The organism is Pantoea sp. Seng (assembly GCF_009829935.1).
GTDB lineage: Bacteria > Pseudomonadota > Gammaproteobacteria > Enterobacterales > Enterobacteriaceae > Pantoea > Pantoea communis.
The window spans coordinates 90,183-108,854 of record NZ_SZZV01000002.1; the positions used below are offsets into that span (position 1 = coordinate 90,183).

16 protein-coding genes and 3 tRNA genes are annotated in these 18,672 nt (G+C 54.4%); 1 reads left to right on the forward strand and 18 read right to left on the reverse strand.

Going from position 1 to position 18,672, the window contains the following annotated elements:
• Positions 1-284 precede the first annotated feature (284 nt).
• The gene (locus FD737_RS02095; RefSeq protein WP_160832592.1) at positions 285-1,766 is read left to right on the forward strand and encodes an AlkA N-terminal domain-containing protein; all 1,482 of its coding nucleotides are present in this window, start codon (positions 285-287) and stop codon (positions 1,764-1,766) included.
• A gap of 441 nt (positions 1,767-2,207) precedes the next feature.
• Here the strand turns inward: FD737_RS02095 and FD737_RS02100 are convergent.
• The 18 genes from FD737_RS02100 to sucA all read right to left on the reverse strand — a co-directional run bounded on the left by FD737_RS02100 (position 2,208) and on the right by sucA (position 18,502).
• Positions 2,208-2,283 (reverse strand) — tRNA-Lys (locus tag FD737_RS02100).
• Positions 2,284-2,315: 32 nt separating this feature from the next.
• A tRNA-Lys gene (locus FD737_RS02105) sits at positions 2,316-2,391 on the reverse strand.
• A gap of 52 nt (positions 2,392-2,443) precedes the next feature.
• Positions 2,444-2,519, reverse strand: a tRNA-Lys gene (locus tag FD737_RS02110).
• A 165-nt stretch (positions 2,520-2,684) separates the two neighbouring features.
• On the reverse strand, positions 2,685-3,494 hold the full coding sequence (gene cpoB / locus FD737_RS02115; RefSeq protein ID WP_058962357.1) for a cell division protein CpoB: 810 nt from the start codon (positions 3,492-3,494) through the stop codon (positions 2,685-2,687).
• 9 nt (positions 3,495-3,503) lie between these two features.
• The gene (gene pal / locus FD737_RS02120; RefSeq protein WP_160832593.1) at positions 3,504-4,019 is read right to left on the reverse strand and encodes a peptidoglycan-associated lipoprotein Pal; all 516 of its coding nucleotides are present in this window, start codon (positions 4,017-4,019) and stop codon (positions 3,504-3,506) included.
• 64 nt (positions 4,020-4,083) lie between these two features.
• Positions 4,084-5,379, reverse strand: a complete 1,296-nt coding sequence (gene tolB / locus FD737_RS02125; RefSeq protein ID WP_160832594.1) for a Tol-Pal system beta propeller repeat protein TolB — start codon at positions 5,377-5,379, stop codon at positions 4,084-4,086.
• A 115-nt stretch (positions 5,380-5,494) separates the two neighbouring features.
• Positions 5,495-6,757, reverse strand: coding sequence for a cell envelope integrity protein TolA (gene tolA, locus FD737_RS02130; RefSeq protein ID WP_160832595.1), 1,263 nt, complete (start codon positions 6,755-6,757; stop codon positions 5,495-5,497).
• 25 nt (positions 6,758-6,782) lie between these two features.
• The gene (gene tolR / locus FD737_RS02135) at positions 6,783-7,211 is read right to left on the reverse strand and encodes a colicin uptake protein TolR (RefSeq protein ID WP_034829164.1); all 429 of its coding nucleotides are present in this window, start codon (positions 7,209-7,211) and stop codon (positions 6,783-6,785) included.
• A 13-nt stretch (positions 7,212-7,224) separates the two neighbouring features.
• Entirely contained in the window at positions 7,225-7,911 is a 687-nt protein-coding gene (gene tolQ, locus FD737_RS02140) for a Tol-Pal system protein TolQ (protein ID WP_034829162.1), read from the reverse strand.
• Positions 7,908-8,330, reverse strand: a complete 423-nt coding sequence (gene ybgC, locus FD737_RS02145; RefSeq protein ID WP_202404442.1) for a tol-pal system-associated acyl-CoA thioesterase — start codon at positions 8,328-8,330, stop codon at positions 7,908-7,910. The genes tolQ and ybgC overlap by 4 nt, the downstream gene beginning before the upstream one ends.
• Before the next feature lie 178 nt (positions 8,331-8,508).
• The gene (ybgE, locus tag FD737_RS02150) at positions 8,509-8,802 is read right to left on the reverse strand and encodes a cyd operon protein YbgE (protein WP_160832596.1); all 294 of its coding nucleotides are present in this window, start codon (positions 8,800-8,802) and stop codon (positions 8,509-8,511) included.
• Positions 8,802-8,915 (reverse strand): cytochrome bd-I oxidase subunit CydX, encoded by a 114-nt coding sequence (gene cydX / locus FD737_RS02155; protein WP_058962355.1) that lies wholly within the window; start codon positions 8,913-8,915, stop codon positions 8,802-8,804. Before cydX ends, ybgE begins: the two co-directional genes overlap by 1 nt.
• A gap of 15 nt (positions 8,916-8,930) precedes the next feature.
• Entirely contained in the window at positions 8,931-10,070 is a 1,140-nt protein-coding gene (gene cydB / locus FD737_RS02160; protein ID WP_058962354.1) for a cytochrome d ubiquinol oxidase subunit II, read from the reverse strand.
• A gap of 11 nt (positions 10,071-10,081) precedes the next feature.
• Positions 10,082-11,653 (reverse strand): cytochrome ubiquinol oxidase subunit I, encoded by a 1,572-nt coding sequence (gene cydA / locus FD737_RS02165; RefSeq protein WP_097117413.1) that lies wholly within the window; start codon positions 11,651-11,653, stop codon positions 10,082-10,084.
• A 702-nt stretch (positions 11,654-12,355) separates the two neighbouring features.
• Positions 12,356-13,231, reverse strand: a complete 876-nt coding sequence (sucD, locus tag FD737_RS02170) for a succinate--CoA ligase subunit alpha (RefSeq protein WP_034829155.1) — start codon at positions 13,229-13,231, stop codon at positions 12,356-12,358.
• Positions 13,231-14,397 (reverse strand): ADP-forming succinate--CoA ligase subunit beta, encoded by a 1,167-nt coding sequence (sucC, locus tag FD737_RS02175; protein WP_097117414.1) that lies wholly within the window; start codon positions 14,395-14,397, stop codon positions 13,231-13,233. The genes sucD and sucC overlap by 1 nt, the downstream gene beginning before the upstream one ends.
• 61 nt (positions 14,398-14,458) lie before the next feature.
• Positions 14,459-15,679 carry a 2-oxoglutarate dehydrogenase complex dihydrolipoyllysine-residue succinyltransferase gene (gene odhB / locus FD737_RS02180; protein WP_160832597.1) on the reverse strand — a complete coding sequence of 407 codons (1,221 nt, stop codon included), beginning with the start codon at positions 15,677-15,679 and terminating at the stop codon, positions 14,459-14,461.
• Positions 15,680-15,694: 15 nt separating this feature from the next.
• On the reverse strand, positions 15,695-18,502 hold the full coding sequence (gene sucA, locus FD737_RS02185) for a 2-oxoglutarate dehydrogenase E1 component (RefSeq protein ID WP_160832598.1): 2,808 nt from the start codon (positions 18,500-18,502) through the stop codon (positions 15,695-15,697).
• Between the last annotated feature and the right edge of the window lie 170 nt (positions 18,503-18,672).

Genomic DNA, 18,672 nt, shown 5'->3' on the forward strand with positions numbered 1-18,672 from the left:
GTTTTCGGTCATGAGCATAAACTGGTTAGCTGTCCGAAAGCAGCGAGTTTTGCTTTGCCACTTGCGCGACGATACCCAAAACAATGCAAGGCGCAAGAAGGCGGCAAACGAGAGACTCATCGAACAGTCGATTTGAACCGCGCTGGCCTGCAGGGGAACCTCCTTTAGGAGGTCCATCATCCCGATGACTTTATCAAGTACGTGATTCGGATGATCGAGAGCAGCCAGCGTTTCTGCGCTTTAAAGTAGGAAAGGTATAGCCGGTTTATTAGCTGGAGACGATGATGTTTGATCCCGAGATTGCATACCAGGCGCTGACCTCGCGCGACAGTCGTTTCGACGGCGTGTTCTTTGTTGGCGTGACCTCGACCGGCATTTACTGTCGGCCCATTTGTCCGGTGAAAGCGCCGATGCAGAAGAACTGCCTGTTTTTTGGCAGCGCCGAAGCCGCCGAGAAAGCGCATTTCAGACCCTGCCTGCGCTGCCGTCCTGAGTTAGCGCCGGGCTTCGCACCGGTCGATAGACATCACCGCATCGCCGATCGCTTGATTCGTCGTATTGAAGAAGGCCTGTTGGAAGAGCAAGAGACCCTGGCCGAAATTGCCAACGAGTTTGACCTGAGTGAACGCCAGCTACGCCGCGTGATCCAGCAGGAGCTGGGCGTGTCACCGCTGGAGCTGCGCCAAACGCGGCGTATGCTGCTGGCGAAGCAACTCCTGACGGAGACTTCATTGCCCGTTACCGAAATCGCCTACGCCAGTGGCTTTCGCAGTTTGCGCCGCTTTAATGATGTGTTTCAGGCACGCTACCGTATGACGCCTTCGCGTCTGCGCAAGCAGAGTCAACCAGAGAGCGTGACCACCGTACAAGAGAGCGCGGAATTGCGTCTGAGTTATCGCCCCCCTTATGACTGGGATGCCATTTTGGATTTTCTTCAGCAGCGTGTGATGAAAGAGGCCGAGTGGGTCAGTGAAGGTGCTTATCACCGCACCGTGGCGCTGGGGAGCTGTCGGGGCTGGGTACGCGTCAGCCATTTGCCTGAGAAGCAGGCACTCAAGGTGCAGTTCACCACCACCTTGACGCCGGTTTTGCCTGCTCTGCTGCGTCGCCTGCGCGACCTGTTTGATCTCGATGCCCAACCACAACGCATCAGCGAGCAGCTAAGCCAGGATCCGTTGTTAGCTGAGAGTCTGGCACGTTATCCTGGGTTACGCGTTCCTGGGGCGTTTGATGGCTTTGAGTTGGGGGTGCGCGCAATTCTTGGCCAGCAGGTGACGGTTAAGGCTGCGACCAACTTGAGCAGTCGTGTGGCGCAGCGTTTCGGCGAGCCATTAGTGACACCATGGCCGGAACTTTCTCGCCTGCCTCCGACGGCGGAATCCCTCGCTAGCGCAACCATTGATGATATTGCTAGCCTCGGTATTGTGAGCGCCCGCTCGCAGGCGATTCAGGCGCTGGCACAGGCATGCGCCTCCGGTGCGCTGCGCTTTAATGGCGCGGTGAATCCTGACGTGGTTCAGCAGCAGCTGCTGGCATTGAAAGGCGTAGGGCCATGGACGGCGAGTTATATCGCCATGCGCGCCCTGCGCTGGCCGGATGCGTTCCCTAAAGAGGATATTGCGATTCGTAATAATCTTGGTGGGGTGAGTGCCAAAGTGGCAGAGCAGTTATCGCAGGTTTGGCGCCCGTGGCGCAGCTATGCGGTGTTGCATATCTGGAAGAGTTTGACGCCTGATAAATCGGCTGACAAAAAGAAAAAGGCATGAGTGTGCGTACGTTTTGGGAATGGGGTCATCCGTCGTGCATTCTAGCTGCTAGTAAACAACGACAGAGCGTTCCAGTCGACAATAAGGGGCGGTTGCGTAAAGACGCCGTGAATACATCCCCGTAGGCTCTGGTGGCGCATCCCTGCGCCACAAGCTTTACTTCACCGCCCCTTATTGCCGCCTTCATGGCACATCTCTGCGGTTTTTTAAAAGCATTAACCAAAGCCACATAAGTCCGGCAAGGCGGGAGCGGAAGAGCAAAGCGTCCGAGCCATGGATGGCGAGGCCGATCCACAGGGATGTGAGACTCCTTCGCGATCCGTCCCGCCTTGACGGGCTGACGCACAGACTCATAGCAAGTTCAGCTAAAATTTTTGAGAAGTGAAGATTTGAGAAACGCAGAAAAGCAAAAAGGCGCCTTTAGGGCGCCTTTCTACATAGTGGTGGGTCGTGCAGGATTCGAACCTGCGACCAATTGATTAAAAGTCAACTGCTCTACCAACTGAGCTAACGACCCGCTCGAGGAGCGGCTTACAACTTTAAACTTGATGGTGGGTCGTGCAGGATTCGAACCTGCGACCAATTGATTAAAAGTCAACTGCTCTACCAACTGAGCTAACGACCCATCAAGGTTGTGAAGCTTCTGAAGAAAACATCTAACATACAGCAGGTTAAGATGGTGGGTCGTGCAGGATTCGAACCTGCGACCAATTGATTAAAAGTCAACTGCTCTACCAACTGAGCTAACGACCCATCTTCAGGCTGCCGGACGCTTTGTTAAACTGCCCGGGCAACGGCGGCATATATTACTGATTTAGCGGGAGGGCGCAACCCTTATTTATCACCAAATCACTCAATTGCTTACCTTTCATGCTGCAAGACCAGAAATCATACGAAATCCGGTCTCTGCTGCACAAATTACATCCCAGCCAGACGCTTTTGCGCCAGTTTGGCAGATTCGCTGGTCGGGAATTGTTTGATCACTTGTTGATAGACCGCTTTAGCTTTCGCCGTATCGTTCTTCTCTTGCATGATCACGCCAACCTTAAACAGCGCTTCCGGGGCTTTCGGCGATTTCGCGTAATTCTTTACCACAGTGGCAAAATAATAAGCGGCATCATCTTTCTTGCCCTTGTTGTAATACAACTGACCGAGCCAGTAATTGGCATTGGGCTGGTAGGTGGAGTCAGGATACTTCTTCACCCACGCCTGCAGGGCCGTGATGGCCTGATCGAACTGTTTCTTCTCAAGAATCAGCGCAACTGCCGCATTGTAATCGGTATTCGCATCGCCGGTTTGTGCAGGGGCAGCGGAACTTCCACTGGCATTGCTACCACCTGCATCAGCGTTTCCCGCTGCTGCACCTGCGCCCGCCGCTGCGGCATCACCGCCACCGCTCGCCTGTGCCCCCGCATTACCGCTGCTCAACGTATCGATCTGCTGATAGAGCTGCTTCTGGCGCTCAATCACCTGATTAAGTTGATAGCTGTTCTGCTGGATTTGGCCGCGCAGCGAATCGATATCGCTTTGGTTGTCACTCATCTGCTGCTGCAACTGCTGCAGAAGCTGAGCCTGGGCATTGGAGATACGTTCAAGATTGGTGACACGGTCTTCGACCGAGCCTGAGCCAACGCTACTGATTGACGCCTGGGCATTAGCGGCCCAGGGGGCCGCTACGCCAACCAGTAACGACAGACTCAATAGATGAAGTCTGAAGTTACTCATCATGTAATGCTCTTAGTAAACCAGTACGGCACGACGGTTTTTAGCGTAAGCCGCTTCGTCATGACCCAGTACAGCTGGTTTTTCTTTACCGTAAGAAACGATAGACATCTGGTCAGCAGAAACGCCTTTACCCTGCAGGTACATTTTAACGGCGTTAGCACGACGTTCGCCCAGGGCGATGTTGTACTCTGGAGTACCGCGCTCATCCGCATGACCTTCGATGGTCACTTTGTAAGACGGGTTGCCACGCAGGAAGTTAGCGTGCTGATCCAGCATCTGAGCATAGTCAGAAGACACGTCGTACTTATCCAGACCGAAGTAAACGATGTTGTTCTGCTGCAGCTGCTGCATCTGCAGACGCGCTTGCTCGTCAGAAGACATGTTACCGTTCTGGCCAGCACCGTAAGCGCCGTTGTCTGCGCCCATACCAGTCTGGTCGTTGTTGTTGTTTTTGTGCGAGCTACATGCAGCTACCGCGATTACCGGCAGAGCCAGCATCAAACCCTTCAGCACTTTGTTCAGTTGCATTTCTTTATCCTATTATTTTGTTTGCTATACATTGTCATCCCCCGCTATGCAGGGGACTCATGCATTACAGATACGGCGACCAGGCAGGGAATTTGACCTGTCCATCGGTTGCCGGAAGACGCGCTTTGAAACGCCCATCTGTTGAAACCAACTGCAACACGGAACCCATCCCCTGAGTAGAGCTATAGATTACCATCGTGCCGTTAGGCGCCAGACTTGGCGTCTCATCCAGGAACGTGTCCGTTATTGTTTGAACGGCTCCCGTTACCAGATCCTGTTTGGCGACATGCTGAGCACCACCGGCGCTGCTGATCATCACCATGGTTTTGCCGTCAGTTGACACATCCGCATCCTGGTTCTGCGCACCTTCCCAGGTAATACGTTGTGGCGCACCGCCGTTAATACCAATCTTATAAATCTGAGGCGCACCTGCCTGATCCGAAGTGTAAGCCAGTGTCTGGCTGTCCGGGAACCAGGTCGGTTCGGTGCTGTTGTAGCGACCATCGGTCACCTGACGCGTCTGGCCAGAAGCCAAATCCATCACATACAGGTTCAGGCTGCCGGTTTTAGACAGCGCGAACGCCAGTTTAGAGCCGTCCGGCGAGAAGGCCGGTGCACCGTTGTGACGTGGATAAGAAGCGACCTGACGAATCGCACCGTTTGCCAGCGTTTGCACTACCAGCGCCGATTTGCCGCTCTCAAAGGTCACGTAAGCCACTTTGCTGCCGTCTGGAGACCAGGCCGGAGACATCAGCGGTTCAGGTGAACGATGCACGGTAAACTGGTTGTAGCCATCGTAGTCGGACACACGCAGCTCATACGGGAACTGACCGCCGTTGGTCTGCACCACGTAAGCAATACGCGTACGGAATGCGCCTTTGATACCCGTCAGCTTCTCAAACACTTCATCACTGGCAGTGTGGCCTGCATAACGCAGCCATTGCTTAGTGACTTTGTAAGAGTTCTGCGCCAGCACCGTGCCCGGTGCACCGCCAGTGTCCACCAGCTGGTAAGCGATCTGGTAGCTACCGTCCGGGTTTGGCGTGACCTGGCCCACGACAACCGCATCAATACCCAATGCGCTCCAGGCAGCAGGTTGCACTTCCTGCGCGCTGGTCGGCTGCTGTGGCAGACGTGAACGATCCAGCGGGTTGAATTTACCGCTATTGCGCAAGTCAGCCGCGACGATGCCGCCAATGTCTTCTGGCGCCGCGCCTGGGCCAGCCCATTTGAACGGTACCACACCAATTGGACGTGCGGTGTTCACGCCCTGCGTAATTTCAATGCGCACTTCTGCGTGCAGCATGGCTGCCCACAGCAGTACAAAAAAACCTAAGGTTACACGAAGTGCCTGCTTCATCTTTTCTCCCTTATCTGAACCTGAGTCCACGATAATTCGCACAGTTCCTGAAAAACACGAGTGTTCATAAATTACGGCAAGCTAACCTTAGTTCAACCTGCCGTGAGTTACTGCATTATTCCGGTTTGAAACGCATTGGGGCGTTTTTAAACACTTCATACACCGCTTGCGATGGCGGCTTAGGAATTCGAGCCTGCTTCGCGGCGGTGATTGCGGCCTGGCACAATGCCGGGTCGCCACCTTCTGCTTTGACATCAATCAGCAAACCGTCAGGTGCCAATTTGATACGCAGATTACACTCTTTACCCTTAAAGGTATCCGCATCGTAGAAGCGACTTTGAATCGCACCAACGACCTGTCCCATGTAAGAGTTAATCTCAGCGCCTGATGCACCCGCTTTCTTCTGATTCCCCTGCCCTGCCGCACCGCCAGAAGCCGTGCCACTTTTCGGTGCATTCTTACCGGACGAGAGACCACCTAACAGGTCATCAACATCACTTTCATTCTTGGCAGCTTCAGAAGCGGCTTTCTTTTTAGCATCTGCGGCTGCTTTCGCTTTGGCTGCTGCATCAGCTTTCGCTTTCGCATCGGCAGCCGCTTTCTCTTTCGCTGCCTCAGCGGCTTTCTCTTTTGCTTCTGCGGCAGCTTGCTCTTTAGCCTCTTTGGCTTCCTGAGCGGCTTTCGCCTTCGCATCAGCTGCAGCCTGCGCTTTGGCCTCTGCGGCAGCTTGCGCTTTCGCTTCGGCGGCGGCTTTGGCTTGCTCTACCGCTTTCTCTTTCGCCGCTTCAGCAGCCGCTGCTTTGGCCTGTTCGTCCGCTTTCTTCTTCGCGTCCGCTGCAGCCTGCTTCGCCTCTTCTACCGCTTTGGCTTTGGCATCTGCCGCCGCTTTAGCTTGCGCATCCGCTTCAGCTTTGGCGTCGGCCTTAGCTTTTGCGGCAGCCGCTTCTGCAGCTTTCTGCTGATCCTGCGCCTGCTTCGCGGCCGCTTCAGCGGCTTTCTGTTGCTCAGCTTGCTGTTTGGCCTGCTCTTTGGCTTCCTGCTGCGCCTGCAAACGCTCTTTTTCCAGCTCTTTCAGACGCTGCTGCTCAGCGGCTTGCTTCTGCTGTAACTCTTCGGCCTGCTGCTGCGACTGTTTCTGACGCTGCTGCTCGGCACGCTGGCTGTCGCGTTGCTGATTCTGCTGGCGGTTGTACTGTTCAACCACCGCGCCGGAATCGACCATCACGGCATCAATGTCACTGCCGCCGCCACCGCCGCTGGATTCGATCTTTTCGTTAAACGAGCTCCAGATCAGCAGGGCGATCAGCACGATGTGCAGAATCACCGAAATGATTATCGCGCGTTTTAACTTGTCGTTCTGCTCGGTTACCTTCGACACTCTCGGATCCCAAAAACGGTTCGCTTTAAATCGGCTGTGTCATCAAACCGACAGATTTCACGCCTGCCTGATGTAACAGGTTCAACGCCTTGATGATTTCGTCGTAAGGCACGTCTTTCGCTCCACCAATCAGGAACACCGTCTTCGGATTGGCTTCAATGCGGCGCTGTGCTTCGCTTACCACCTGTTCCGGCGGCAGCTGCGTCATACGATCGTGATCCACTACCAGGCTGTATTGCCCGACGCCAGCCACTTCAACAATGACCGGGGGATTATCATCCGTTGAGACCGTTTTCGAGTCGGTCGCATCAGGCAGGTCCACTTCCACGCTTTGCGTAATAATCGGCGCAGTTGCCATGAAGATGAGCAGCAACACCAACAGTACGTCCAGCAGTGGAACTATGTTGATTTCCGACTTAAGGTCGCGGCGCCCGCGACCACGGGTTCTGGCCATCGTTAACCTCGACTTACTTCGTGTTGTCGGTGGAGAAAGCCTGACGATGCAGGATAGCCGTGAACTCTTCCATAAAGTTGTCGTAGCCCTGCTCCAGCTTGTTGACGCGCTGGTTCAGACGGTTATACGCCATAACGGCAGGAATGGCCGCGAACAAACCGATGGCAGTGGCGATCAGCGCTTCGGCAATACCCGGCGCAACCATCTGCAACGTCGCCTGTTTCACCGCGCCAAGCGCGATAAAGGCGTGCATGATCCCCCACACCGTACCGAACAGACCGATATACGGGCTGATGGAACCAACGGTGCCAAGGAAAGGAATGTGGTTTTCCAGCGCTTCCAGTTCACGGTTCATTGAGATGCGCATCGCACGGCTGGCTCCCTCGACCACCGCTTCTGGCGCGTGGTTGTTAGCACGGTGCAAACGGGCAAACTCTTTGAAGCCCGAATAGAAAATTTGCTCAGATCCGCCCAGCTCATCGCGGCGTCCCTGGCTTTCCTGGTACAGGCGCGATAACTCGATGCCTGACCAGAACTTATCTTCAAAGGCTTCGGCTTCGCGACCCGCCGCATTCAGGATGCGCGTGCGCTGAATAATGATCGCCCATGAGGCAATAGAAAAGCCGATCAAAATCAACATGATAAGTTTGACCAGAAGGCTCGCCTTCAGGAACAAATCAAGAACATTCATGTCAGTCACTGCTTGAACTCCGCGACAATAGACTTGGGAAGCGCAATCGGCTTCATTAGATGTGGGTTGATGCAGGCAATCAGGACTTCTGCTTCATTCAGCACTTTGCCTTCTGCATTCACGATACGCTGCGAGAAGGTCATGGTGGCGCGAGTCATGGCGGTCACTTCACTCTGGATATCCAGAAGATCGTCAAGACGTGCTGCGGCAACAAAGTCTATCGTCATGCGTCGTACCACAAACGCCACCTGTTCTTCTAACAGGGCTTGTTGATTGAAATGGTGCTGGCGCAACATCTCGGTACGTGCTCGTTCATAGAAAGCAAGATAACTGGCGTGGTAAACCACACCACCGGCGTCGGTGTCTTCGTAATAGACCCTAACCGGCCAGCGAAACAGCGTTGTACTCACTCTACATCCCGGTCTCATTTTAAACGTTGCTACTATACGCAAGTGAGATCGGCTTGGGAATGGTCCGCCAGAGCCAGGAGAAAATAATTATCACACGTTAACAACTGGAAGGAATTTCAGGATATTTCTTGACCAGGCGCTGACATAAACTCACGTCAGCGCCCGAATAAAGCGGATAAAAAACAGCCTTGGGGGCTCAATGATAGAACCAATAGATTCCCAGAATCAGTACGATCATCGCAGGCAACGGTGAAAACACGGCTCGCCAGCGCGTTTGCAATGGACGGAGGCCCGTACCATGAATCACGCCGGTGCACACCGCCCAAATCATCAATAATCCATGCCAGATGGCTAAGTCGCTCGTGCGGGCGGCAAAGCGTGACGGTTGCCAGATAACACAGCCCGCCAGCCACAGCGCCAGTATCAGCGAAAGGGCCCGTAACGGGCCCTTGTCCATCAGACGATACAGCGTCTGAATCAGTGTGCGCATCAGTGTTGTTTATCCTTTGCGCCACTCTCTTCTGCTTGCTCAATCGCCAGCGCCGTGATCACGCCAAACGCACAGGCCAGCAAAGTGCCAAGAATCCAGGCAAAATACCACATGCTCAATCTCCTTAATCAGTACAGGGAGTGCGTATTGCTCTCAATGTGTTCTTTGGTGATACGGCCAAACATCTTGTAATAACACCACGCGGTATAGGCGAGGATAATCGGGACAAAGATGATGGCGGCGAAGGTCATCACTTTCAGCGTCAGCAGGCTTGAGGTGGCATCCCACATAGTCAGGCTAGTGCCCGGCACGGTGCTGGAAGGCATAATGAACGGGAACATCGCGATGCCTGCAGTCATGATGACGCATGCCAGCGTCAATGAAGAAAAGACAAACGCCCAGGCGCCCTTCTCCATGCGCGAACAGAGCACGGTCAGCAGCGGCAGTACCACGCCAAGCAGCGGGAACAGCCACAGGATTGGCGTCTGTTCAAAGTTCACCATCCACGCACCGGCTTCACGCACCACTTCTTTGCCCAGCGGGTTGGATGCAGCGTGATGATCGATGACGCTTTTCACCACATAGCCATCTATTCCGTATTTCACCCACACACCGGCTAATACGAAGCACACCATCATCACCAGCGCACTGATTTGCGCGGTGCCGCGCGCTCGCAGGTGCAGATCGCCGTTGGTACGCATCTGCAGATAGGTCGCACCTTGTGTCAGGATCATCGCGACGCTGATCACACCCGCCAGCAAGCCAAACGGATTGAGTAACTGGAAGAAGTTACCGGTGTAGAACAGACGCAGATACTCATCCGCATGGAAAGGTACGCCCTGCAGCAAGTTGCCGAAGGCCACGCCAATCACCAGTGGTGGTACAAAGCTGCCGATGAAAATGCCCCAGTCCCAGGTGTTGCGCCAGCGCATGTCCTCAATCTTCGAACGGTAGTCAAAACCCACCGGGCGGAAGAACAGCGAAGCCAGCACCAAAATCATCGCCACATAGAAGCCGGAAAACGCGGCGGCGTAAACCATTGGCCAGGCGGCAAACAGCGCGCCACCCGCGGTGATCAGCCATACCTGGTTGCCGTCCCAGTGCGGGGCGATGCTGTTAATCATGATACGTCGTTCGGTATCGGTACGGCCAAGGATGCGCGTCAGCATACCGACCCCCATATCAAACCCGTCGGTAACCGCAAAGCCAATTAGCAGCACGCCAATCAGCAACCACCAGACAAAGCGCAATACTTCATAATCAAACATGGTTGCTCTCCTTATCCACGAACGGGCTGAGCAGCCGCTTTCACGGTCTCATGATGGTAGCGGCCAGTCTTCAGGCTGCTGGGTCCCAGACGGGCGAACTTGAACATCAGGTACATTTCCGCCACCAGGAAAATGGTGTAGAGACCGCAAATCAGAATCATTGAGAACAGCAGATCGCCAACGGTCAGTGAGGAGTTCGCTACGGCGGTTGGCAACACTTCACCAATCGCCCAAGGCTGACGACCGTACTCAGCAACAAACCAGCCCGATTCAATGGCAATCCATGGCAGCGGAATACCGTACAGCGCCGCCTTGAGCAGCCAGCGGCTCTTACCAATGCGGTTGCGAATCACACTCAGGAATGACAGAGCGATAATACCCAGCAGCAACACGCCACACAGCACCATGATGCGGAAGGCGAAATAGAGCGGAGCCACACGTGGAATCGAATCCTGTGTCGCTTTCTGAATCTGCGCTTCAGTCGCATTCGCCACATCCGGGGTGTAGCGCTTCAGCAGCAAGCCATAACCGAGATCCTGTTTGCTGGCTTCGAACTGGCTACGCACCGCAGGATCTTTGCTGCCCGCGCGCAGTTCATTCAGCAACGCGTAGGCTTTCATGCCGTTGCGGATACGCACTTCATGTTGCGACAGCAGATCTTTCAGACCGGTGACCGGTGTATCCACCGATCGCGTCGCGATCAGCCCGAGCAAATACGGGATTTGAATCGCGTACTTGTTCTCCTGCGAATCCTGATCGGGAATACCAAACAGCGTGAAGGCCGCAGGTGCAGGCTGCGTTTCCCACTCGGCTTCAATTGCCGCCAGTTTGGTTTTCTGCACGTCACCCATTTCATAACCGGATTCATCACCCAGCACGATAACGGACAGAATCGCGGCCATGCCAAAGCTGGCTGCAATACCGAATGAGCGCTTAGCGAAAGCCACATCGCGGCCTTTCAGCAGATACCAGGCACTGATACCCAGCACGAACATCGCGCCAGCGGTGTAACCTGCCGCCACAGTGTGGACAAATTTCACCTGCGCAACCGGGTTGAGCACCAGCTCGGAGAAGCTCACCATCTCCATGCGCATGGTTTCGAAATTGAATTCAGAAGCGATCGGGTTTTGCATCCAACCGTTCGCCACCAGAATCCACAGCGCAGACATGTTAGAACCGAGCGCCACCAGCCAGGTTACCGCCAGGTGCTGGACTTTGCCAAGGCGATCCCAACCGAAGAAGAACAGACCAACAAAGGTGGATTCAAGGAAGAACGCCATCAAGCCTTCAATGGCGAGCGGCGCACCAAAGATATCGCCGACGTAGTGGGAGTAATATGACCAGTTGGTCCCGAACTGAAACTCCATGGTGAGACCGGTTGCGACACCCAGCGCAAAGTTGATACCGAACAACTTGCCCCAGAACTTGGTCATGTCTTTATAAATTTGCTTACCCGTCAGGACATATACGGTTTCCATGATCGCCAACAAAAACGCCATACCCAGCGTTAAGGGGACGAACAGGAAATGGTACATCGCCGTCAGGGCAAACTGTAAACGCGACAGCTCGACAATATCTAACATGATGACTCCTTGCTCCTCGCATGAATTTACTCTGCGGCTGACAACGGTAAACAGCGAACATTGACGTGCAGAATAAGATCCAGGAACGACTGATTATTGATTCCAGTTTTATTACTGACAGAACAGAGAAATCTGTAGCCCGAAATGAGTGAGTAACAGTGGTGAAAATTTCCCGAAAAACCGATCGCTTCAATCTGTTTCGAGCAGGAGTGTGATCCAAGAAGGCGGCAGAATTGCGCTAACAACGCCTGGCTCAAACTCCTGAAAATTCGCGGAAAAGACTGAATTGATGCAGCGCAATTTATACCGTTTGTCGTGCGTGATGCCAGCAGTAAAGTTTGTTATATCTCACGCTTTATTGATCTGGATTAAGACAATAATTTTTCAGATATGTAGTGTTAGCGTTGTTGTTAATTAGTTGTCATGAACGCGTGATGCAATTAAGGAAATAATTACTTCTCCCGTATTTTTTTAACGTTAATACCGGATACTCAGGTTTAATTTCCCCTGTGAGATCACGCACATTTTCCTATCTTTACCTTACCAACTCAGTAAGCATAGCCGCAGATTGTATCTCCGTTACGGTTTTTCCCTGCTTTTTGTGTGCCTCTGCACAGGGCGCTGTTGCCACTGGCTATCCCTCTCTTCCAGACATAAAAAAAGCCACCCGAAGGTGGCTTCATGCACATCAACAGTGATGACTTATTTGATTGGCAGAACGGCTTTAACAGCGTCGCCAATGTCAGCCAGGCTGCGTACGGTTTTCACACCGGCCGCTTCCAGCGCGGCGAATTTCTCGTCAGCGGTGCCTTTACCACCAGCAATGATGGCGCCTGCGTGGCCCATACGTTTGCCTTTCGGTGCAGTTACACCCGCGATGTAGCCGACAACCGGCTTAGTCACGTGCTCTTTAATGAAGGCTGCGGCTTCTTCTTCCGCGCTACCACCGATCTCACCGATCATGACGATCACTTCGGTCTGTGGGTCATCCTGGAACATTTTCAGGATATCGATGAAGTTTGAACCTGGGATCGGGTCACCACCGATACCGACGCAGGTTGACTGGCCATAGCCGATGTCAGTGGTCTGCTTAACCGCTTCATAGGTCAGGGTGCCTGAACGAGACACGATACCTACGCGACCTGGCTGGTGAATGTGACCTGGCATGATACCGATCTTACATTCGCCTGGGGTGATCACACCTGGGCAGTTCGGGCCAATCATGCGCACGCCAGCTTCATCCAGCTTCACTTTCACGGTCAGCATATCCAGCGTTGGGATACCTTCGGTGATGGTGATGATCAGTTTGATGCCTGCGTCGATGGCTTCCAGGATACCGTCTTTGCAGAACGGGGCTGGAACGTAGATCACGGTAGCAGTGGCGCCAGTGGCTTCTACCGCTTCACGCACGGTGTTAAACACTGGCAGACCCAGATGTGTGGTGCCGCCTTTGCCTGGCGTGACACCGCCAACCAGTTGCGTACCATAGGCCAAAGCCTGCTCAGAGTGGAAAGTCCCCTGGCCACCGGTGAAACCCTGGCAAATGACTTTGGTGTTTTTGTCGATAAGAATGGACATTATTTACCCTCCGCGGCAGCAACAACACGCTGCGCAGCGTCTGTCAGGCTGGTTGCTGCAATGATGTTCAGACCGCTGTCCGCCAGTTTCTGCGCGCCCAGTTCGGCGTTGTTACCTTCCAGACGTACCACCACTGGCACGTTCACACCCACTTCTGCAACTGCACCGATGATGCCGTCTGCGATCAGGTCGCAACGCACGATGCCGCCGAAGATGTTAACGAATACTGCTTTAACAGCATCGTCAGACAGGATGATTTTGAAGGCTTCGGTTACGCGCTCTTTGGTCGCGCCGCCGCCGACATCAAGGAAGTTAGCTGGCTGGCCACCGTGGTGTTTCACGATGTCCATGGTACCCATTGCCAGACCGGCACCGTTCACCATACAGCCGATGTTGCCATCCAGCGCAACGTAGTTCAGTTCCCACTGTGTTGCATGTGCTTCACGTGGATCTTCCTGGCTTGGATCGCGCATTTCACGCAGCTCAGGCTGACGGAACAATGCGTTACCGTCGGCGCCCAGTTTGCCATCGAGGCAGATCAGGTCGCCCTGCTTGGTGATCACCAGCGGGTTGATCTCAACCATCGCCAGATCGCGTTCCAGGAACATGGTCGCCAGACCCATGAAGATTTTGGTGAACTGGCTAACTTGCTTACCGGACAGGCCCAGTTTGAACGCCAACTCACGACCCTGGTATGGCTGAGGTCCGGCCAGCGGATCCAATGCCATTTTGTGGATCAGGTGCGGGGTTTCTTCCGCCACTTTCTCGATTTCCACGCCGCCTTCGGTGGAAGCCATGAAGATCACGCGACGGGTAGCACGGTCAACCACCGCACCCAGATAGAGTTCCTGGTCGATGTCAGTCGCGGCTTCAACCAGAATCTGGTTTACCGGCTGGCCATCAGCATCAGTTTGGTAGGTCACCAGACGCTTGCCCAACCAATGCTCAGCAAATGCACGGATATCTTCCTTGCTGTTCACCACTTTCACGCCACCCGCTTTACCGCGGCCACCGGCATGTACCTGACATTTTACTACCCACGGACCTGCGCCAATTTTAGAGGCGGCTTCTTCTGCTTCACGTGGCGTAGCGCAGGCGTAACCAGTTGGAGCTGGCATGCCATAGCGAGCAAACAACTGCTTCGCCTGGTATTCATGTAAGTTCATGATGTTCTATCCATTCAGATATGAGTTTGGGCGCACCGTTGTGCGATGCGCCCGGCGAAAATTAGACGTCCAGCAGCAGACGCGCCGGATCTTCCAGCATCTCTTTCACCGCGACCAGATAGCCCACGGATTCGCGACCATCGATCAGACGGTGGTCATAAGAGAGTGCCAGATACATCATTGGCAGGATCACAACCTGACCATTGACCGCCATCGGGCGCTCCTTGATCGCGTGCATGCCCAGAATCGCGCTCTGCGGTGGGTTGATGATCGGCGTAGACATCAGGGAACCGAACACACCGCCGTTGGTGATGGTGAAGTTACCGCCGGTCAGCTCGTCAACCGTCAGCTTACCGTCACGGCCTTTCACCGCCAGTTCTTTAATTTTCTTCTCGATGTCAGCCATGCTCAGCGCATCAACATCTTTCAGCACTGGGGTTACCAGGCCGCGCGGCGTAGACACCGCGATGCTGACGTCGAAGTAGTTGTGGTAAACCACATCTTCGCCATCGATAGAAGCGTTCACTTCTGGATAGCGTTTCAGGGCTTCAACCACCGCTTTGATGTAGAAGGACATGAAGCCCAGACGCACACCGTGACGTTTCTCAAACGCGTCGCCGTACTGCTTGCGCAGATCCATGATCGGCTTCATGTTGATTTCGTTGAAAGTGGTCAGCATCGCGGTGCTGTTTTTCGCTTCCAGCAGACGCTCAGCCACACGCTTACGCAGACGCGTCATTGGTACGCGTTTTTCGCTGCGGTTAGCCACAGCAGCCTGTGGTGCCGTGGCCGCTGCTGCAGGCGCCGCTTTCGCGCCGTCAGCTTTCTTCGCGACATGCTTCTCAACATCTTCACGCGTCAGACGACCACCCACACCGGTGCCTTTAATCTGGCTCGCGTCGAGGTTGTTTTCAGCGATCAGGCGACGAACCGCTGGGCTCAGCGCATCGTTGCTCTCTTCTTCCAGAGACGCGGTTTTACGCTGTTCTGGTGTCGCTTCTTTCGTTTCTACTTTCGCAGAGGTCTCTTTACCACCGCTGTTGCCTTCCACCAGGCGGCCTAACAGCTGGCGCGAGAGCACCGTAGCGCCTTCGTCTTCCAGAATCGCTTCCAGTACACCGTCTGCTGAAGCAGGCACTTCAAGCACAACTTTGTCCGTTTCAATCTCAACCAGTACTTCATCGCGACTGACCGCATCGCCGGGTTTTTTGTGCCAGGTTGCAACCGTTGCATCCGCTACGGATTCAGGCAAATCGGGAACCAGAATTTCTACGCTACTCATTTTCTTTCCTTTTAATTAACCAAGGTTCAGCGCGTCGTTAACCAGGTCTTGCTGCTGTTGTTGATGTACGGACATGTAGCCCACGGCTGGTGAAGCAGAAGCCGGACGACCTGCGTAACGCAGTGACGCACCGAAGGGAACCACTTCGCGGAAATGATGCTGACTGCAATACCATGCGCCCTGGTTCAGTGGCTCTTCCTGACACCAGACGAAATCCTGCACATGCGCATAATTTTTCAATACGTCCTGCACTACTTTGTGCGGGAACGGATAGAGCTGTTCGATACGCACGATGGCGACATCGGTCTGCTCATTCTTGCGACGCTGTTCCAGCAGATCGTAATAAACCTTACCGGAACACATCACCACGCGTTTCACTTGTTTCGGATCTAGATCGTCAATCTCGCCAATCGCCGGTTGGAAGCTGCCATTGGCCAGCTCTTCCAGGCTGGAGACCGCCAGTGGATGGCGCAACAGCGATTTCGGTGACATCACAATCAGCGGACGGCGCATACCGCGCAGCGCTTGGCGGCGCAGCATGTGGTAAACCTGTGCTGGCGTTGATGGCACGCATACCTGCATGTTCTGTTCAGCACAGAGTTGCAGATAGCGCTCCAGACGCGCAGAGGAGTGCTCTGGCCCCTGACCTTCATAACCGTGTGGCAGCAGCATCACGAGGCCACACATACGGCCCCACTTCTGCTCGCCGGAGCTGATGAACTGGTCGATCACCACCTGAGCACCGTTGGCGAAGTCGCCGAACTGCGCTTCCCAAATGGTCAGCACGCGCGGTTCTGCGGTGGCATAGCCGTATTCAAAGGCCAGTACCGCTTCTTCTGACAGCACGGAATCCCAGACCTTGAACTGACCCTGGCCGTTATGGACATGGTGCAGCGGGGTGTAGGTTGAGCCGTTGGTTTGGTTGTGGATCACCGCATGACGGTGGAAGAAGGTGCCACGGCCGGAGTCTTCACCCGACAGACGGACAGGAATACCTTCGTCAACCAGCGTGGCGTACGCCAGGTTTTCCGCGCCGCCCCAGTCAAATGGCTTGTTGCCTTCCGCCATTTCTTTACGGTCATTGTAAATCTTCGCCACGCGCGACTGCACTTCGACGGCTTCCGGTACGCTGCTGATGCGGCGCGCTAGCTCTTGCAGACGTTTGTACTCAACCGTGGCAGGATAGTTTTCATCCCACTCGTGGTTCAGGTACGGCGACCATGTGAAGGAGTGCAGGCTCATCGGACGCCATTCTGGCACCACGCATTCGCCTTCATCCAACGCATCACGGTAGAGATTGACCAGTTCGGTCGCATCTTCTAACGTCGCCACACCTTCGCTCTCCAGCTGATCGGCGTAGATCTTACGTGGCGTTGGATGTTTCTTGATTTTCTGGTACATCAGCGGCTGGGTTGCACTTGGCTCATCCGCTTCGTTATGGCCGTGACGGCGGTAGCACACCAGATCGATAAACACGTCGCGTTTAAAGGTGTTGCGATAATCCAGCGCCAGGCGAGTCACGAAGGCCACCGCTTCTGGATCGTCCGCATTCACGTGGAAGATTGGCGCCAGCACCATCTTGCCGATGTCGGTGCAGTAAGGCGTTGAACGCGCATCTTTCGGGTTCGAGGTGGTGAAACCTACCTGGTTGTTAATCACGATGCGAACGGTACCGCCCACTTCGTAACCGCGCGCCGCAGACATGTTCAGGGTTTCCTGCACCACGCCCTGGCCGATCACCGCCGCATCACCGTGGATGGTGATCGGCAGAACTTTGTTGCTGCTTGGCTCAGCCAGACGATCCAGACGTGCACGCACCGAACCCATGACCACTGGGCTTACGATTTCGAGGTGTGACGGGTTAAACGCCAGCGCCAGGTGCACTAAACCACCTTCGGTTTCAACGTCAGACGAGAAGCCCATGTGGTACTTCACGTCGCCGGTGCCGAGGTGCTCTTTGTGTTTGCCGGAGAATTCGTCAAACAGATCCTGTGGCTTTTTACCCAGTACGTTGATCAGGACGTTGAGACGACCACGGTGTGCCATCCCCAGTACCACTTCACGCGTACCGCTTTTGCCTGCATGGCGAATCATTTCGCGCAGCATCGGCACCAGAGCATCACCGCCTTCCAGTGAGAAGCGTTTTGCACCCGGGAATTTCGCGCCGAGGTATTTTTCCAGACCTTCAGCCGCGGTCAGCTCTTTCAGGAAACCTTTTTTCTCGTCGCTGCTGAATGACGCATGGCCGACCACCGATTCCAGACGCTGCTGAATCCAGCGTTTCTCATCGGTGTTGTTGATGTGCATGTACTCTGCACCAATCGAGCCACAATAGGTCTGCTGCAGCGCCGCGAACAGATCAGCCAGCTTCATGGTCTCTTTACCAATGGCAAAGGAACCTACGTTAAAGCTTTCCTGAAAATCGGCGTCGGTGAGATCGTGATAAGAAGGGTCAAGATCCGCCACCCGATCCTGTTTCCACAGGCCGAGCGGATCGAGGTTAGCGTGCTGATGGCCGCGGAAGCGGAACGCATTGATCAGCTGCAGCACTTTAACCTGTTTGGAATTAGTAGCCGGATCGGTGACTGAGGATGTGTAGCGGGTCGCATCTTTTGCCAGGCGGCGGAAGTAATCACGCGTGGTGGAGTGAAACTGCTCAGGTTTCACGCCAGTGCCGGGCAGCTGTTGGAACAGCTCGCGCCACATTTCATCAACTGAGTCAGGATCGGTCAGGAAATCCTCATAGAGTTGCTCTATGTAGGATTGGTTCGCGCCGGCCAGCCAGGAGGAGTCCAGCCAGGGTTTCATCGCGCTGTTCTGCATTGTGATCCCTTAAGCATTAATCTGCTTTTTATGAGGTTTCATTTGTTGCCGCTTTCGCGGCTTGCCGTAGTGAGTTCAGCGATACGAACCTGTGCGCAACCGGCGCCTGGCCCGTAAGGGAACCTTTATAAGCGTGGTCAGTACCGCGCTTATAAAGGCTTCCGTAAACT

What these genes read in the sequence shown, in the direction of transcription:
- pal (WP_160832593.1), bottom strand. Translation starts at nt 4,019, where the DNA reads ATGCAACTGAACAAAGTGCTGAAGGGTTTGATGCTGGCTCTGCCGGTA.
- cydB (WP_058962354.1), bottom strand. Translation starts at nt 10,070, where the DNA reads ATGTTTGATTATGAAGTATTGCGCTTTGTCTGGTGGTTGCTGATTGGC.
- sucC (WP_097117414.1), bottom strand. Translation starts at nt 14,397, where the DNA reads ATGAACTTACATGAATACCAGGCGAAGCAGTTGTTTGCTCGCTATGGC.
- FD737_RS02095 (WP_160832592.1), top strand. Translation starts at nt 285, where the DNA reads ATGTTTGATCCCGAGATTGCATACCAGGCGCTGACCTCGCGCGACAGT.
- cydA (WP_097117413.1), bottom strand. Translation starts at nt 11,653, where the DNA reads ATGTTAGATATTGTCGAGCTGTCGCGTTTACAGTTTGCCCTGACGGCG.
- ybgE (WP_160832596.1), bottom strand. Translation starts at nt 8,802, where the DNA reads ATGCGCACACTGATTCAGACGCTGTATCGTCTGATGGACAAGGGCCCG.
- sucA (WP_160832598.1), bottom strand. Translation starts at nt 18,502, where the DNA reads ATGCAGAACAGCGCGATGAAACCCTGGCTGGACTCCTCCTGGCTGGCC.
- ybgC (WP_202404442.1), bottom strand. Translation starts at nt 8,330, where the DNA reads ATGAGACCGGGATGTAGAGTGAGTACAACGCTGTTTCGCTGGCCGGTT.
- tolB (WP_160832594.1), bottom strand. Translation starts at nt 5,379, where the DNA reads ATGAAGCAGGCACTTCGTGTAACCTTAGGTTTTTTTGTACTGCTGTGG.
- sucD (WP_034829155.1), bottom strand. Translation starts at nt 13,231, where the DNA reads ATGTCCATTCTTATCGACAAAAACACCAAAGTCATTTGCCAGGGTTTC.
- tolR (WP_034829164.1), bottom strand. Translation starts at nt 7,211, where the DNA reads ATGGCCAGAACCCGTGGTCGCGGGCGCCGCGACCTTAAGTCGGAAATC.
- odhB (WP_160832597.1), bottom strand. Translation starts at nt 15,679, where the DNA reads ATGAGTAGCGTAGAAATTCTGGTTCCCGATTTGCCTGAATCCGTAGCG.
- cydX (WP_058962355.1), bottom strand. Translation starts at nt 8,915, where the DNA reads ATGTGGTATTTTGCCTGGATTCTTGGCACTTTGCTGGCCTGTGCGTTT.
- cpoB (WP_058962357.1), bottom strand. Translation starts at nt 3,494, where the DNA reads ATGATGAGTAACTTCAGACTTCATCTATTGAGTCTGTCGTTACTGGTT.